The organism is Aeromonas sp. s8 (assembly GCF_040907785.1).
Classification (GTDB): Bacteria; Pseudomonadota; Gammaproteobacteria; order Enterobacterales; family Aeromonadaceae; genus Aeromonas; species Aeromonas veronii.
Genome location: NZ_JBFOCL010000049.1, coordinates 78,728 through 94,601 on the forward strand (window position 1 = coordinate 78,728; position 15,874 = coordinate 94,601).

Annotated in this window: 12 protein-coding genes; 5 read left to right on the forward strand and 7 right to left on the reverse strand. The window is 57.0% G+C overall.

The genetic code is table 11. The features are described from left to right. The first annotated feature begins 145 nt into the window (after nucleotides 1-145). Nucleotides 146-772: a heme-binding beta-barrel domain-containing protein gene (locus tag AB5Y86_RS18135; RefSeq protein ID WP_368193710.1), complete on the forward strand. Its 627-nt coding sequence runs from the start codon at nucleotides 146-148 to the stop codon at nucleotides 770-772. A gap of 36 nt (nucleotides 773-808) precedes the next feature. Here the strand turns inward: AB5Y86_RS18135 and AB5Y86_RS18140 are convergent, their stop codons facing one another. The 6 genes from AB5Y86_RS18140 to cmoM all read right to left on the reverse strand — a co-directional run bounded on the left by AB5Y86_RS18140 (nucleotide 809) and on the right by cmoM (nucleotide 9,444). Beyond that, nucleotides 809-1,336, reverse strand: coding sequence for a hypothetical protein (locus AB5Y86_RS18140; RefSeq protein ID WP_230599627.1), 528 nt, complete (start codon nucleotides 1,334-1,336; stop codon nucleotides 809-811). Nucleotides 1,337-1,494: 158 nt separating this feature from the next. Beyond that, on the reverse strand, nucleotides 1,495-1,881 hold the full coding sequence (locus AB5Y86_RS18145) for a septal ring lytic transglycosylase RlpA family protein (protein ID WP_330124172.1): 387 nt from the start codon (nucleotides 1,879-1,881) through the stop codon (nucleotides 1,495-1,497). A 220-nt stretch (nucleotides 1,882-2,101) separates the two neighbouring features. Continuing rightward, nucleotides 2,102-6,529, reverse strand: a complete 4,428-nt coding sequence (gene mukB / locus AB5Y86_RS18150; RefSeq protein WP_368193711.1) for a chromosome partition protein MukB — start codon at nucleotides 6,527-6,529, stop codon at nucleotides 2,102-2,104. A gap of 3 nt (nucleotides 6,530-6,532) precedes the next feature. Further along, entirely contained in the window at nucleotides 6,533-7,252 is a 720-nt protein-coding gene (gene mukE, locus AB5Y86_RS18155) for a chromosome partition protein MukE (RefSeq protein ID WP_005345759.1), read from the reverse strand. Then, nucleotides 7,233-8,567, reverse strand: coding sequence for a chromosome partition protein MukF (gene mukF, locus AB5Y86_RS18160; protein ID WP_005345760.1), 1,335 nt, complete (start codon nucleotides 8,565-8,567; stop codon nucleotides 7,233-7,235). The genes mukE and mukF overlap by 20 nt, the downstream gene beginning before the upstream one ends. Before the next feature lie 100 nt (nucleotides 8,568-8,667). Beyond that, entirely contained in the window at nucleotides 8,668-9,444 is a 777-nt protein-coding gene (gene cmoM / locus AB5Y86_RS18165; protein ID WP_033113262.1) for a tRNA uridine 5-oxyacetic acid(34) methyltransferase CmoM, read from the reverse strand. 101 nt (nucleotides 9,445-9,545) lie between these two features. Between cmoM and elyC the strand changes: the two genes are divergently transcribed. From elyC to pfkA, 3 genes are all read left to right on the forward strand, one after another. Continuing rightward, entirely contained in the window at nucleotides 9,546-10,316 is a 771-nt protein-coding gene (gene elyC / locus AB5Y86_RS18170) for an envelope biogenesis factor ElyC (RefSeq protein WP_368193713.1), read from the forward strand. A gap of 135 nt (nucleotides 10,317-10,451) precedes the next feature. Continuing rightward, the gene (tpiA, locus tag AB5Y86_RS18175) at nucleotides 10,452-11,207 is read left to right on the forward strand and encodes a triose-phosphate isomerase (protein ID WP_005336839.1); all 756 of its coding nucleotides are present in this window, start codon (nucleotides 10,452-10,454) and stop codon (nucleotides 11,205-11,207) included. Between the two features lie 149 nt (nucleotides 11,208-11,356). Beyond that, nucleotides 11,357-12,328: a 6-phosphofructokinase gene (gene pfkA / locus AB5Y86_RS18180; RefSeq protein ID WP_005336840.1), complete on the forward strand. Its 972-nt coding sequence runs from the start codon at nucleotides 11,357-11,359 to the stop codon at nucleotides 12,326-12,328. Between the two features lie 1,612 nt (nucleotides 12,329-13,940). On the opposite strand, the gene AB5Y86_RS18185 is transcribed toward pfkA, so the two are convergent. Then, nucleotides 13,941-15,182: a dicarboxylate/amino acid:cation symporter gene (locus AB5Y86_RS18185; protein ID WP_139474291.1), complete on the reverse strand. Its 1,242-nt coding sequence runs from the start codon at nucleotides 15,180-15,182 to the stop codon at nucleotides 13,941-13,943. A 270-nt stretch (nucleotides 15,183-15,452) separates the two neighbouring features. Here AB5Y86_RS18185 and AB5Y86_RS18190 point away from each other — a divergent pair, with 270 nt between their 5' ends. Next, the gene (locus AB5Y86_RS18190; RefSeq protein ID WP_021230003.1) at nucleotides 15,453-15,737 is read left to right on the forward strand and encodes a pyrimidine/purine nucleoside phosphorylase; all 285 of its coding nucleotides are present in this window, start codon (nucleotides 15,453-15,455) and stop codon (nucleotides 15,735-15,737) included. Nucleotides 15,738-15,874: the final 137 nt, after the last annotated feature.

Below are 15,874 nucleotides of genomic sequence, written 5' to 3' on the forward strand. Positions count from 1 at the left end.
TATTTAGCCCCGAAAAAACAAATCATAACTCACAAAAACTAACCACCATCACTCAATATCATTGACCACATCCTTGGTCCGTTATAACAATTACTTTGCTGAACATATTTATTCGCAAGTCATTATTAGTGATGGAGTTATCACAATGAATAAAGTTATCTTACCCATAGCATTAATTACCTGTGCCACGCTCGCTCACGCAGAGTCCAGCACTATTATCAACGGTCTGGATTTTGGTCCATTAGCTCAGTTGGCTGGCACATGGAAAAGCACCGATGCTGGTGGTGTAGATGTAGCACCCGGCCAGGAGGGCAGCAAAGTTGGCAAAGGGGGGCCAGCAGTGGAACCCTATTACGAAGTCATTACCTTTGAACCGGCGGCCGATGCAAAAAATGCCAGCGAACAATATCTGGTAGCCATGTATTACAAGCAGGAAGTATTCAGAAAGAGTGATAATGGGAAATTTCATGACCAACGCGGTTATCTGATTTATGACAAGACTAATCAGCTTGTTTACAACTCATACTGTATACCCCGTGCAGTCTGTGTGGTCACTGAAGGCAAAGCGGGTAACAAAATCGAGTTCAAGACGGGCAAGCGCGGTATTGCGGAAAGCAATTATATGACCATTAATGATTCCACCACGGATTTCTCGATGACTCTGGACTTCTCAGAGAAAGATCTCCTCAAATACAGTCAAACCACCAACCTGATGGTGTATGGCAAGCCATTCGCACACTCCGATAGTGCATCCCTGACCAAAACCAATTGATGTTTCATGGCCAAGGTATTCATTACCTTGGCTTTTTTATATTCGTCGATAATCTATCCTGATGGCATCCCTATCCCACTCGGGATTGAGCACACCGGCATACCAAAGTGTCAGAATGACATCCATCTGATTGTTATGCTTTACAACCTTGCCGCTCTTACAGGCCGAGATCACTTCCAGCCATAACTGCTCGGGATTGATCGGTTTGGTAATATCCTTGTGTGACAATAAATCAATGGCAGCCAACACATATGCTCTGGTTTTGGTCGCAGCTACATAATGAACTGGCATGATGCAACTGATACAACCAAGACTGCAAAGAGTCAAAAAAGTTACCTTTGGATTATTTTTGAATTTTCCTGTACTGATATCACCACCAAATGCTTCAGCAATAGCCATATCCCAGGCGGTGGCATGCCCATAATTATTCTGCACCATCAGATGAACAGCTCTCAGCGCTGCACCACCATATTTACCATAGATAATCATCACTAATCCCTCCGTTTGCCCCATAGTAAGGCCGAACAGGCGAGATAAGCTAAAATAAATATCAATCACGATCATCGATTTTTTCCATTGATAACAAATCCATTTTTAGCTGAATTAAATATTGATCCATATCAATGTTATATCTTTATCTACCGAAAGGCTGACTGGTCGATGTCAGCCTTCCAATATCATTCATCAACATCCATTTTCGTGTATAAACAGGTTCACCCAGCCTAGAGCACCTCTATTTTTACTTTGATAATCCCGTCGCGAATATTGCCGATGGCACTAAACGCAGATTTGGAGAGATCGATAATACGCCCGCTTTTAAAGGCGCCACGGTCATTGACCTTGACCACTACGCTCTTGCCGTTGGCGAGGTTGGTAACCCTCACCATGGAGCCAAAGGGCAATTCCATATGGGCGGCGCTATTGAGGTTGTTGCGATAGCGCTCGCCGCTGGCGGTCTTTTTGCCGTGATAGCGGTCAGCATAATAGCTGGCATAGCCGGTTTCGCTATAGCCGCGCCAGCTGCCGCCGTGGCTCTCGTCATAACGGCTGCTACAGGCGGCCAACAGCAGGCAAAGAGATAACAGCAGCCCTTTCTGGATATGTTGCACCTTTCCCCTCTCCTCTCTTCTTCTTTTCGCTATGCGCAATTTTTCTTCTTCGATGCGGCCGGTGACACTGGCGGCATGTTCGCAAGTAACTTCTCGCCTTATTGTCAGGCAGCAGCGACAGTGCGGCTACTTTGCCATATCTTACATGTAAAAAGGGAGGCAAATGCCTCCCTTTCAACTAGTTACCAGTCATCCCGTGTCAGGATGGGCCAGAGACATCTCAGGCAATCAGCTTGTCATCGCTAAAGCCGAAGCCGCGCAGACCCACCACATGCACGTGCTCGTGCTTGCCCTGCACCTTGCGGATGAGCTTGTAGGTGGTGCCCTTCTCGGGACTGATGTTCTCCGGCGCGGCGATAAGCAGCTGCATATCCTGCCGCTCGCACAGCTCGAACAGGGTGGCGATGGATTTGCCATCCAGACGGGCCGCTTCGTCGAGGAACAACAGGCGGCAGGGGGCGATATCCTTGCCGCGCAGACGGCGGGACTCCTCCTCCCAGCTGATCAGCACCATCAAGAGGATGGCCTGACCGGTACCGATCGCCTCGCCGGTGGAGAGCGCGCCGCTCTCGGCACGCAGCCAGCCATCGGCCCCGCGCTGCACCTCGATCTCCAGCTCCAGATAGTTGCGATAGTCGAGCAGCACGTCGCCCATCACCTGATAGCTGCGATCCCCCTGCTCGATCTGCGGGTTCAGACGCTGGAACAGCTTGGCCATCGCCTCGGAGAAGCTGAGCTCCTTGTCGGCGAACAAATCGTTGTGCATGGCGGTTTGATCGGCCAGCGCCGTCAGCAGACGGGTGTGGGCCTCGCGGATATTGACGTTGAGGCGCACCCCCCGCACCAGACCGAAGGCGATATTCTGCAAGCCTTGGTTGAGCACCCGGATGCGGTTCTGCTCGCGGCGGATGATGTTGGTGATCTTGGCCGCCACCTCGTGAGAGGAGAGCGACAGATGGGTTTCCCGCTGCTTGAGCTCGTCAGCCAGACGCGCCAGCTCGATCTCCATCTCCTCGATCGCCTCGACCGGATCATCGGAGCGGATGATGTCGTTGCGGATGCGATCCTTGAGGTAACGGTAGACCTGCACGTAGAAGGCGACCTTCTGCTCGGTGCTGCGGTTGCCCTCGGAGAGACGCAGCGCATCGCGCAGAGCCTCGTCGTGGGCCACCGCCACCCGCAGGGCGCCGAGGGCCTTGTCCGACATGGAGCGCAACTCGTCGCTGTCGAGGTACGCCAGTTCACGCTTGTTGAGGCGCTTCTCGACGTCGGTCTCCCGTGCCAGCCGCACCACCCGCGACCAGCTCGCCTTGTGACCCACCAGAGATTTACGGGCGCTGTAGTAATCCTTCCCTTCCAGCTTGAGACGACCGCCAAGGGATTCGATCTCCCGCTTGGTGACCTGCAACTGGGCCTCGGCGCTGGTGCGACGGGAACGGGTGCGGATCAGCAGCTCTTCAATCTCTTTCTTGTGGGCACGCGCCTTCTCTTCCATATCGTCAGAGAGGGTCAGCCCCATGGCCGCCAGCTCCTGCTCGAACTCGGTCAGGGTCTGGCGCTTGGCCTCGACGCTGGAGTTGAGGGCGGTGCGCAGTTGTAGCGCCTCGGTGTGACGCTGGGCAATCTGCTTGTGCTGCTCGCCGGCGGTGCGGGCGGCAAGCTCCGCCGCTTTCAGCTTCTCTTTGAGTCGCTCGCTCATCTCGGAGGCCTTGCCCAGCAGGTCTTGCGCATCCTGATAGGCAAAGTGCGGCAGACGCGCCACCAGCTGATCGAGGGCGTAGCAACGGCGCTTCTGCTCGGCCAGCAGGTCGCTCACCTCATCATAGGCAGCCTGCAGCGCCGCAAGATCCTGCGGATCCTGACGCAGCACCTGCACCATGGTTTCCAGTTTTTCCAGCGCCTTGCCGTGTTTGGCGATAAAAGCTTCGGCTGTTTTAAGGGCCTCAACGTCGGCGTGAGCCGCCTCGAGGCGGGCGGCCAGGTCTGTCTCGGCAAACAGGTGGGCAAAGGGCAGCATCCCCTGCACCAGCTGGATATGGCGAGTCAGCTGGGCGGCGGCCGCTTTGGCATCACTCAGCTGCTTGTCGCACTCGCCGATGGCTCCTTGCAGCGCGCGCAGCTCGGCCTGCTTGGCCTGCACTTCGGCTTCGGGGTCGGGGCGGAAGGCGATATCCAGATGCTGACCGATAAAGTCGCGGAAGTGACCGTAGAGACGGTGGTACTTCTGCTGCTCGAAGGCGGCCTTGGCGTAACCCTCGATAAGCCCTTCGCGCTCAAGGTCGAGCTGCTCGATCCGCTTTTCCCGGGCGGCGCGACCAAACAGCGGCAGCTCGGGGTAGCGGGAGAAGCGCACCTGACGCTTGCTGGTGCGCACCAGCACGGCGTCCCCCAGCTCATCCGCTTCCACCAGATCCTCGTCAAAGGAGTCGGGGTTGCCCTGAATCAGGTAGATATCTTCCGGGCAATCTTCCAGCTTTTTCAGCCGCTCGATGGCACCTTCAAGGTCAAGCACCACCAGGGCGCTGCGAGCCGGGCCGTAGAGCGCGGAGTAGTAAGGGGCATCGTCGATGGAGATGTCGTCGTAGACATCGGAGAGCAGCACGCCCCCCACCTGCTCGGCGATGCGGGCAAGGCGGGGATCCGCCTCGCCAGCACCCAGCTGCAGGTTGCGAATTTGCAGCTCCAGCGCCTGTTTCTGCGCCGCGATGCGGTTGCTCTCCTGTTCGAACTCGCGCTCCTTGTCGAGCACTGTTTGCATGCCGGCCGAAAGCTCTTCAGCGGTCGTCAGCGGCAGACCGCTCTGCTCGCGCAGCTGCTCGAGTTTTTCAAAGGATTTGAGCCAGCGCGGCGCCAGCTTGGTGAGCTCCGCAATATCGCGACCCAGCTGGGTGCCCTGATGCTCGAGGCTGGCGCGGCGTTGGTTCACCTCTGCCTGCTGCTCGGAGAGCTCCTCCTGACGGGTGCGTTGGGCTTCGAGGAAGATCTCCAGCTCGTCGCTGCTGGCAATAAGCTGGCCAGAGGCCTGCTGCAGCTCGTCACGCAGCTTGAAGAGACTCTTCTGGCTTTCGCTCTCTTTCTCGAGGCGAGCCAGCGCGGCGCGCAGCCCCTGCCCCTGGGCAATGCGAGCCTTGTCTTCGATGTGACGCTTGAGCAGCGCCTGCGCAGTGGGCCAGGCGGCCTCGCGCACTGTCTCCGGAGCGATGCTGAGCAGCAGCGCCAGCGCCGCTTCGTGCTCGGCCACTGCCGCCTTGGCCAGTGCCAATTGTTGCTCGGCCCCCAGCACCCGGCTGGTGAGGCTCTGCTCGGCGCTACGGAACTGGTGCAGGGTGTCGCTCGCCTGTTCGGCGGTCAGCCCCGGCAGCTCGCACTGCTCGCGGGCAGCATCGAGGGCCTGCACCGCCTGACGGTACTGGATGGCGCGGGTCTGCTGGATATCGAGCGCCTGCTGGTAGTCGGCCAGCTGGGTCTTGAGGCTGTCTACCTCGGCCTGTGCCAGCTCCTTGCGCTCTTCCACTTCCAGCAGTTGGCCGTGGATCTCCTCCACCACCGCTTGCTGCTGCTCGAGTTTGTCGGAGAGATCCGCCAGATCGGTGCGGTACATCTCGATCTTCTTCTGCAAGCTGACAGCCGCCATCACCTTGGCCAGATGCTCGGAGGCAGACTCCAGCTCGTCGGTCAGCAATTTTTCGCGGTTGGTGAGCTGCTCCACCTCGTCGGCCAGATAGATGGCGCGCTGCTTCTCTTCGGCCAGAATGCGGCGCTTGTCGGCCAGCTCCTGGCGCGCCTTGAGGGCCAACTCGGAGAGGCGGCTCTTCTCGGCGGCGTTGCGCACATAGTCAGCGGCCACATAGTGGGTGGTTTCGGTGATCAGGTTCTTGAACAGATCCCGCTGCCCTTGCGTCTCCTTGATGGCCTCCAGCGTGCGGCGGTTTTCATAGATGGCCGCCTCCATGTCTGCAAACGCCTTGCGCACCCCAGAGTTCTCCGGCAGCAGGTATTCGCGCAGGGAACGGCTGATGGACGAGGAGATGCCGCCGTAGAGGGAGGCTTCGATCAGGCGATAGAACTTGCCGCGATCCTTCTGGTCACGCAACTTCTTCGGGGTGATGCCGAACTCGAACATGAAGTTGTGATAGTCGGTCACCGTATTGAACTTGGCGACTTTCAGCGCCCCCAGCTCGGCGGCCGCCCCTTTCAGATCGGTAAATGCGCGTACCCGCCCCTTGCCGCCATCAAGCTTCTCCAGCAGCAGATCGGTCGGAGCCAGATTTTCCGGCACATCCACCAGCGCAAACGGGGTGATGTTGACCTTGTTGTCACGGTTGGCCACCTGCTCGAGGTGGACGCCAACCCAGATCCGCTGTTCGCGGCTGTTCATCACTTCCAGCAGGGAATAGCAGTGGCCGCGCTGCAGTTTGCCGTAGAGCCCCTTGTCACGGGAGGCGCTGCTGGAACCCGCTTCCGTGGTATTGCGGAAGTGAAGCAGTGACTGGTCTGGGATGAGCGCCGCGATAAAGGCCGCCATGGTGGTGGACTTGCCCGCGCCGTTGCCGCCGGAAAGGGTAGTGACCAGCTGGTCGAGATCGAAGGTCCGGGCAAAGAAGCCGTTCCAGTTGACCATGGTCAGGGATTTGAACTTGCCTCGCACCGGTTATACCTCCAGATCCAGTTGTTCTTCATCGAGATCCGCCTCGATGTCATCAAAGAGCGAGTCGCTGCTCGGCATTTCGTCGTCGTGGAAGATGGCTTCACCCTCCTGGATCATCCGCAGCTGAACGGCGCGCGGATCTTCATCGGAACGCACATCGGCGGCGAAACGGAACACCGATTCGTTGACCCGGAATTTATCCCCGTTGCCAAGGGCGGTGATCATGCCAAGGCGGCGCAGACGGCGCATGGAGGTACGGATTTTTTCGAGCAACTTCTTCTTGTCGAGATCGGTACCGCCGGAGCGGCTGTTGACCATCCGCAGCAGCTGCTTCTCGTCGGCGAGGCTCAGCACCTCTTCTTGCAGCTCGGCCATGGCGAATACCCCTTCCGAAGCCAGACGATCCGGGCTCAGATAGAGGTAGCAGAGCACCTTGCCCACCAGCATATCGAGCTCGGAGAGCACAGTGGTGCCGATGTCGGAGCTCGGGCGCGGACGCAGGTAGAAGAAGCCTTCCGGCGCCTTGATCAGCTCCACCTGATAGCGGCCGTAGAAAATCTCCAGCTCGCTGTGATATTCGACCAGCGCCGAATGCTGCTCGAACTCGTCGGCACTGATGTGGCGGCCGGAGCGCAAGGCGGTGTCGATGCGCGGAAACAAGGGGTTGGCAATCGCCTCTGCGAGGCGCAGAGGCAAGGGAAACTCAGTATTGATCAATGACATAGGCCTGAACCTTGGATCCAGCTTGGTTAATGGGTTTCCATGCGGGTTGGCGATGCAGTTCGCGCTCGCCGCTGGCATGGCCCAGGCGCACGGCCTGGTCGATCAGAAGACGCGCCACATCGAAGTGGGCATGAGCCGGGTAGTCCAGCAGGTATTCCCGCAGCACATCGGCCAAGTCCAGCTGCTGCCCCTGCTCGGGGTAGCGGGCCAGATAGCGCTCGATGCGCTCGGCCAGCTCCTGGTTGATATCCACCATCTCGACGTACTCCATCTCGAGGGGCACCTCGCCGGTCACCTCCTCGTCGTGGATGGCGATGGTTTCGTCGCGCAGCTCCAGCAGACGGGGCTCTTCGGCCACCCGCAACTGCCAGTTGTGCTGCTCGAAGTTGCGGATAGACTCGCGCAGCCGCTGGCTGAAGGCGCGGTTCTTGTCCATGTCGATGGCGTTGCGGATAAATTTGTGGACGTGTCTGTCGTAGCGGGACCAGAGCTCGATGCACTGCTGACCCCAGCTGGTGATGACATCAAGACGACCTTGCAAGGCGTGGGTGAGCTCCTCGACGTGGAACAGATCGTCGCGCCCCTGCGCCGCCTCCTGAATGTTGAGCAGCCCCGCCTGCAAGCGGTGGCCGGCAGCGTCCAGGGTATCCTGCAGCTCGCGCAGGGTCTGGCCGGTCTCGTGCAGCAGCTTTTCGCAGCTGTGAATGGCATCGACCCAGTTCTGGGTCAGCAGGGCCGCAATTTCGCTTTTGACCTGATTCTGCTGCTCATCCATGGCGCGCTGGGTGAGATCGATCCGTCCCAGGGTCTCTTCCAGCGAGAAGGTGAGGCGCGGCAGCACCTCGGCGTCCCACTGCTCGCGGGTGTTGGTCTCGAGCGCCGCCTTGCGGGCGGTGTCGAGCTCGGCCGCCAAATGCTCGAGCAAGATGGAGAGCTTGATGGAGTCAACCTGACGCTGATCCATAAAGAAGTCGACGATGCTCACACCCAGGCGAGACAGGCGGTAGAGGCTCTCCCCCGCCACCATGTCGGTATTGAAGCGCGACAGCAGCTGCTGGCGAATGAGATCGTTGATGGCGTTGTTGGCGCGACCAGTGAGGGTCTCGTCCATCTGGCCGAAGGCGCTGCTGACATAGCCGAAGGCATCGTGCAGCGCCGCTTCCGACAGGTCCGACTCATCTTCGGACAGGGTCTTGATTGCAATCAGAAAGGCCAGCCGGTCGGTCGGCAGGCTCAACGCCAACCCCTCCTGCCTGACCCACCCTACTAGCTCCGGCAAAGAACGCTCTGGCAGGGTACGGGATGTACTCATCATGATGTTGTCATCTCGTTGTTGTATTGGGCGCAAAATCGTGCGCGCGGCTACATCCGGTAGCATCGAAAACATGGTTCACATCGACGTGAACAGCGAGCAATCAGCTGGCCGGCTTCTGGGCCATTACATGGATATAGCGGCCGAGGGAAACAAAAGGCTCCTGACGGCAATATTGCTGCTCCATGGCCAGCAGATCGTCGAACTTCTCCACCTGATCCTGCTTGTGACGCATATAGTCGTGGATCACCCGCACTCCGGTCTTGCCGATGATGCGCAGCCCCCCGCGACCAATCCAGTCATAGACCTGCTCCGGCAATTGGGGATTGGTGGGCGTAAGCGCAGTCTGGCGCTTCTTGCGAAGACCAAGGCGCACATAGTCAAAATTGCCCACCACCAGGCTCTGGAACAGCAAACCATGACGGTTGTAGAAAAGCAGCGACAGTATGCCCCCGGCATTGACGAAAGGGAACAGACCCAGCAAGGTCTGGCGCGGCTCGGCAAGCCACTCCAGCACCGCATGGCAGAGCACCAGATCAAAGGTACCGGTCACGTGTTGCTTCAGATCCTGAATGGGGCAATGGATGAGACGGATTTTGTCTTCCAGCCCCTTCTCGGCGATCTGGCTGCGGGCCAGTTCCAGCATTTCTGCTGACAGATCGCACAGCTCCACCTGATGGCCCATGGCCGCCAGCTTCTGGGCGAAATAGCCAAAACCGCCCCCCGCATCGAGGATGCGCAGCGGACGGTTGCCAAGGCGGGCCAGGCAGGCTTCGATGTCGCTCCAGACAATGGTGGTGCGGATGCGCCCCTTGGTGGAGTCGTAAATGTTGCGGGCGAACTTGTCGGCGCGCCCGTCAAAACTCTGATCGTGCTTCAAGGAGAAACTCAACATTAGCGCCACAGGGTTGTGGCCATCCCAAAAAAGAGAGGTATTCTGTCACATCCCGAATTTGCTGAAAACTCAAGGAAGTGTCTGTCGTGTTTGTGCTCAAAAAGTGGCTGGGTCAGCTGTTGATGCCGCTCCCCTTCTCCCTCTCCCTGCTGCTGGTCGCCCTGCTGCTGCTCTGGTTCACCCGTTTTCAGAAAACCGGCAAACTGCTGGCCACTCTCTCGCTGCTCATTGTGGCCCTGATGGGGATGCGGCCGGTGAGCTATGAACTGGCCCGCGGGCTGGAGCAGACCTTCCCGCCGTTTGAGGTGAGCCAGCATCCCAACATCGATGCCATAGTGGTGCTCGGCAATGGTCATGTCAGCGACCCGGCGGTGCCCGAGCGCTCCTGGCAAAACAATATTGCCCTGGCCCGCACTCTCGAAGGGGTGCGCCTCGCCCAGGCCTATCCCGACGCCGAGCTGGTTTTCTCCGGCTATGTATCGGGGGATCCCCTCTCCAATGCCGAGGTCAATGCCCGGATGGCCGAGAGCCTTGGCATTCCCCGTTCGCGGATGACGTTGTTTGAAAACAACAAAGACACTCATGATGAAGCGGTCAGTATCAGCCGCCATCTGAAAGGAAAAGAGGTGGCGCTGGTCAGTTCGGCCACTCATTTGCCACGTGCCATGGCCCTCTATCAGGGTCAGGGACTCAAGGCAGTGCCGGCCCCCACCGACTACACCGCCAAGCAGAGCCAGGTGGCCCAGCCCCTCTACAGTTATTTACCTAAAGGGCGTTATCTGATGTATTCCGAAGCTGCCATCCACGAATGGATTGGGGTATGGTGGGCTCGCTTGCGGGGGCAGGTTAACGAATGAGCGATCAAGCGTTTCATTCCTGATTTGGATCAGGAAAGCGAAAAAAAATTACGTCATTTGCCGCCGGGTCAGCTATCTTGGGCTCGGTTCAATTCATATAATGTCGCGCAATCAAATGCCTAGGAGATATACAAGATGAGACAGCACCTGGTAATGGGTAACTGGAAACTGAACGGCACCAAAGCTTCTGTAGAAGCTCTGATCAAAGGACTGACCCCGGCTGCTGCCGCTCATCCTTCTGTGCAAGTCGCCGTCTGCCCGCCGGTTATCTTTTTGGGTCTGGTTGAGCAACTGACCGCTGGCAGCAAGATTGCCTACGGTGCCCAGAACGCTGACGTTCACGAGTCTGGTGCCTTCACCGGCGAAAACGCCCCCTCCATGCTGAAAGCCTTTGGTTGCACCTACTCTCTGGTCGGCCACAGCGAGCGTCGTACCCTGCACGCAGAGACCGACGACGTGGTTGCTGCCAAGTATGAAGCGATCCAGAAAGGCGGCCTGGTGCCGGTTCTGTGCATCGGTGAAACTCTGGAGCAGTTCGAAGCCGGCGTGACCAAGAACGTGGTTGAGACCCAGCTGAAAGCCGTTATCGACCGTTGCGGCATCGCCTCCTTCAACAACGCCGTTATCGCTTACGAGCCGGTATGGGCCATCGGTACCGGTAAGACTGCCACTCCGGAGATCGCTCAGTCCGTTCACGCTCACATCCGTCAGTACCTGGCCGGTTTTGATGCCGCCGTTGCTGCCAAAGTACAGATCCTGTACGGCGGTTCCGTCACTGGCGCCACTGCTGCCGACCTGTTCGGTCAGCCGGACATCGACGGTGGCCTGGTCGGTGGTGCGTCCCTGAAAGTGGACGACTTCTCCCAGATCATCGCTGGCGCAGCCAAGTAATCGCTGATTACGGCAAAGAGAGGGGCTCGTCCCCTCTCTTGTATCGCTTTTCCTATGGTGGCCCCCGCATCCCATATGAAAGCCGATATAGTAAAAGTGGCTTGTCTATTTAAACATTCGTATTTGACAACTCAGATCCAGAGGCACTCATGACCAAACAAATCAAACGTATTGGTGTTTTGACCAGTGGTGGCGACGCACCGGGTATGAACGCAGCCATTCGCGCCGTGGTTCGCGCCGGTTTGCATCATGGCCTGGAAGTTTATGGTATTTATGATGGCTACCTCGGCCTGCACCAGGATCGCATCGTCAAGCTGGAGCGTCACAGCGTCTCCGACGTGGTGAACCGTGGTGGTACTTTCCTCGGCTCCGCCCGTTTCCCTGCCTTCAAAGACCCCGCAGTGCGCGCCGAAGCGATCGAAAACCTGAAAAAGCACGGTATCGATGCGCTGGTCGTCATCGGTGGTGACGGCTCCTACATGGGTGCCAAGAAGCTGACCGAAGAGGGTTTCCCCTGCATCGGCCTGCCGGGCACCATCGACAACGACATCGCCGGTACCGACTTCACCATCGGCTTTGATACTGCCCTGAACGTGGTGGTTGACGCCATCGACCGCCTGCGCGACACCTGCAGCTCCCACCACCGTATCTCAGTGGTCGAGATCATGGGCCGCCACTGTGGCGATCTGGCCATGTCTGCAGCCGTTGCCGGTGGTGCCGAGTATGTGATCGTGCCGGAAGTAGCCTTCGACAAAGAGAAGCTGCTCAAGCAGATCAAGGAAGGCGAAGCCAAGGGCAAGAAGCACGCCATCATCACCATCTGCGAGCATGTGACCGACGTGAACGCGCTGGCCAAGGACATCGAAGCCCTGACCGGTCGTGAAACCCGCGCCACCATCCTGGGCCACATCCAGCGTGGCGGAGCACCGACTGCTCGTGACCGCATCATGTCCAGCCGTATGGGGGCTTACGCCGTTGAGCAGCTGCTGGCTGGCCACGGTGGTCGCTGCGTCGGTATCCAGCGCAACGAGCTGGTACACCACGACATCATCGACTGTATCGAGAACATGAAGCGTCCGTTCGATCAGGAGCTGTACAACCTCTCCACCACCCTGTTCTAAGCCTCGCGGTTTTTAACCGGCTGTTGATGACAAAAACCCTCCATCGGAGGGTTTTTTTATATCTTACAAAAACGGGGGCATCGGCACGCTGTGTGGCCCTCACCATAAGGGTTGCCTGATTCTCAACCCTTGCGCCATCTGACTGATCACCAGCCTTCCTCTCCTCACAGCAACCGGCTTCAACCTACGAACAGAGTTCTGGTATTGTCGTGGATGTTTTATCACTGCGAACCGGATTGCGTTGACCTGTGCTCTGTCGCCCCTGAAACCAGCTTGTTCAGCCTCCTCTTCATACGCCGCTTTTTATATCTCAATCTTGTAGAGGGGATTCAGATATCTTCCCCAACCATGCTCCGGCGCAGCTCTCGTATTGCACTCACATGACTCACGCAGATGCACCGGCTACGCGGATCGCTACTCGCGCCCAGCCCAGCCCAGCCCAGCCCAGCCAGAGAATACGCCTCTGGCCTATTGCGCACCTCACTCTTGCTGTGGCCATGTCTATTCCGAGGCCGACGGGAAAATTGGCGGTGATAAAACAGCCAGTTGCCACTCTGTATCCCCCCGATGTACGGCTCTCATCCCTATGAACCCCGTGTATTGCTGTAAAAATGCGGAGACTCTGGACTGATAAAGTGATGGTGTGACAAGGGCTGGCAACCAGATTGTCTCCATAGACTTCTTTTGGATGGGCTATCTACGTCAGGTATCGTCAAATCATTGCCTCGCACACTTTTCATGGCCTTAATGACGCCATTATGAGGGTGAAAACTTATAAACCCCCATTGAAGCCCCATGCAAAACCCATTACCAAGCCAACCAGCAGCTCACCAACCAATTGAATTTAAATGAAATAATCATAAGGACAGAGTCTTGAATGCCTCCCCTGCCAGATAAGGTGATAAAATCAGCTCAATATGACAAAAATAGACATCTCAACCAACCACGCACACAAAGAAGCTATTTTATCAATTTACACCTTGTTTTACCCCCTTGTTATGGTATCTTGACTACATCAACCAACAACTTAGGGAGAGAAAAATGAAAGAGTTTGTCGTCACTGCCGTTTTCACGGTGTTTTTCACCCTGGTTGCTGTCTCTCTGCCCTCACTGTCACAGTTCTGAGCCGGATAGAGAGGCATCAATCCGGACCGACCCTCTTTGCCATGTCTGTTTAATCGCCACCAACTGGCGCTTTTCAGTAATAATTCCGAGATGGTCAACATAGATATGATTTCATCACGTTGACGCTGTTTCTTTCGCCACAAGGGTGTAACCAGGATGGTTTAACCATATGGCCTGATGGAGTAGAACCAGCAGCAGATCATATCCGAGGGGAGCAAGGCTCCCCTTTTTGTTACCCGCCGTTTGACAATCCCCTCCCCCGGCATCTACAACAGGCCGGTTGACGCCATACGGCCCATGCCCACAACTGATGTTTTCCCTCCCGTGCTCTCCATTCAACACAGCTACATCCGTCAGCAATCTCTTGTGCACACCTTTGCTCTGATACTTGTCCGGCAGATATAAAAAAGCCCCCGCCATCATGGCAGGGGCTCGCGTTTCTCAGTGTCAGCTTAGGGCTGTTATATCCCAGTCCAGCTCAAAGCAGTTATGCCTTGTTCCAACGCTGCGGGTCATATTCCGGGCTGAAGCGGTCAACAATGACAGCACAGGCCGCATCGCCGGTGATATTGAGGGAGGTGCGGATCATGTCGAACAGACGATCCAGCGCGAACAGCAGCGGCAACCCTTCAATGGGGATCCCGGCCGCCAGCAGCACGGCAACCACCAGGAAGCTTGGGCCCGGCACACCGGCCTGACCGATCGCCCCCAGAGTGGAGGTCACAATGATGGCCGCCCAGGCACCGACGCTCAGATCGATGTTGTAAACCTGCGCGAAGAAGATGGCGACCAGACCGTAATAGATGGCGTTGCCGCTCATATTGATGGTGGCTCCCAGCGGCAGCACGAAGGAAGCGGTCGCGTTGGTCACTTTCAGATCATGCTCGCAGGTCTCCATATTGACCGGCAGGGTCGCCATGGAAGAGGCGGTGGAGAAGGCCACGATCTGCGGCTTCTTCATGGCAGAGAGGTACTTCATCACCGGCGTGTTGGAGAACATCATCACCAGCAGCGGATAGACCACAAAACCGAAGATGAGGATGGCAGCCACATAGACCACGAACAGCTTGAGTACCAGGGTCAGCACGTCGAAGCCATAAGTACCGATGGCTTCCGCCATCAGACCGAACACCCCGAGTGGTGCGATGATCATCACCTTGTTGATCATCCAGACGAAGGCATCCACCAGGGTATTGAGCCCATCGACCAGTGGCTTGGCCCGCTCGCGCGGCTGTTTGGCCAGCGCAATGCCGAGGAACATGCAGAACACCAGGATCTGCAGGATGTTCGCTTCGTTGAGGGAGTTGAAGACGTTGGTGGGGATCATGCCAAGCAGGGTGGCGACTGCATCCGGCAGCGCCCCTTTATCGGCGTAGTCACCGCCAAACATGGAGGCGACGGAAGCGAAATCGACCCCGACACCCGGTTTGAAGATCTGCCCCATTACCAGTGCCAGCAACACGGCCAACGCTGATGTACCAAGGAAGAAGGCCAGCGTCGCTGCCCCGATCTTGCCCGCAGCCGGGCTGGCGCCCAGATTGGCGGCGCCGGAGAGGATGGCTACCGCCACCAGCGGGATCACCAGCATCTTGATCAGCTGGATAAACAGGGTACCGAGCGGTGCAAACACGGTGGCTTGTTCACCCATGAACGCGCCGACCACTGCGCCCAGTACCATGGCGACCACAACCTGGAAGCCGATGTTTTTAATGAGTCCTTTAGTTAACACAATATGTTCCTTTATGTAGCAAAATTCACACTTTTCCCAGTGCAATTAACCAAACAGGGGAATGAGCGGCTGCCCATTCCCCTGTTTGCGCGTGTTATCTCACATTTAATTGCTGTTTTAAATCAGCAAATCATTAACCTTGGCTATTAATAAGTTTGCGAAAAAGTGAAGATTCAAAGCGGTCTCGGCGATTTTTACCTCATCCCCCATGACAACTGGCAAAAGATTGTGCTAGTTTGGCTGCACAAACGTACATACAGGGATGTAAAGATGCTGAAAGTTAACGAGTATTTCGACGGAAATGTAAAATCCATCGGTTTCGAACAAAAAGGCGATAAATCAACCGTCGGGGTGATGAACGCCGGTGACTACCTGTTCAACACCGCCGCCCCCGAACGGATGACAGTGATCAAGGGCGCCCTCACCATCCAGCTGGCTGATGAAGATGAGTGGCACACCTACAGCCAGGGTGAATCCTTCCTGGTGGCCGGTCACTCTTCCTTCAAACTGGAAGTGAAAACCCCCACTGCCTATCTGTGCGAATTTCTCGACTGATCAGGCCGGTTGAAGGGGATCAGCCCCTTCAACTTTCTTGGTCCCCCCAGCCCCATTATCTGTGTCCATGTCACAGCACCGCACATCCTCGCTTCCTATCCATGGCAAAAATCCTAGAATAAACAGACATAAACCAT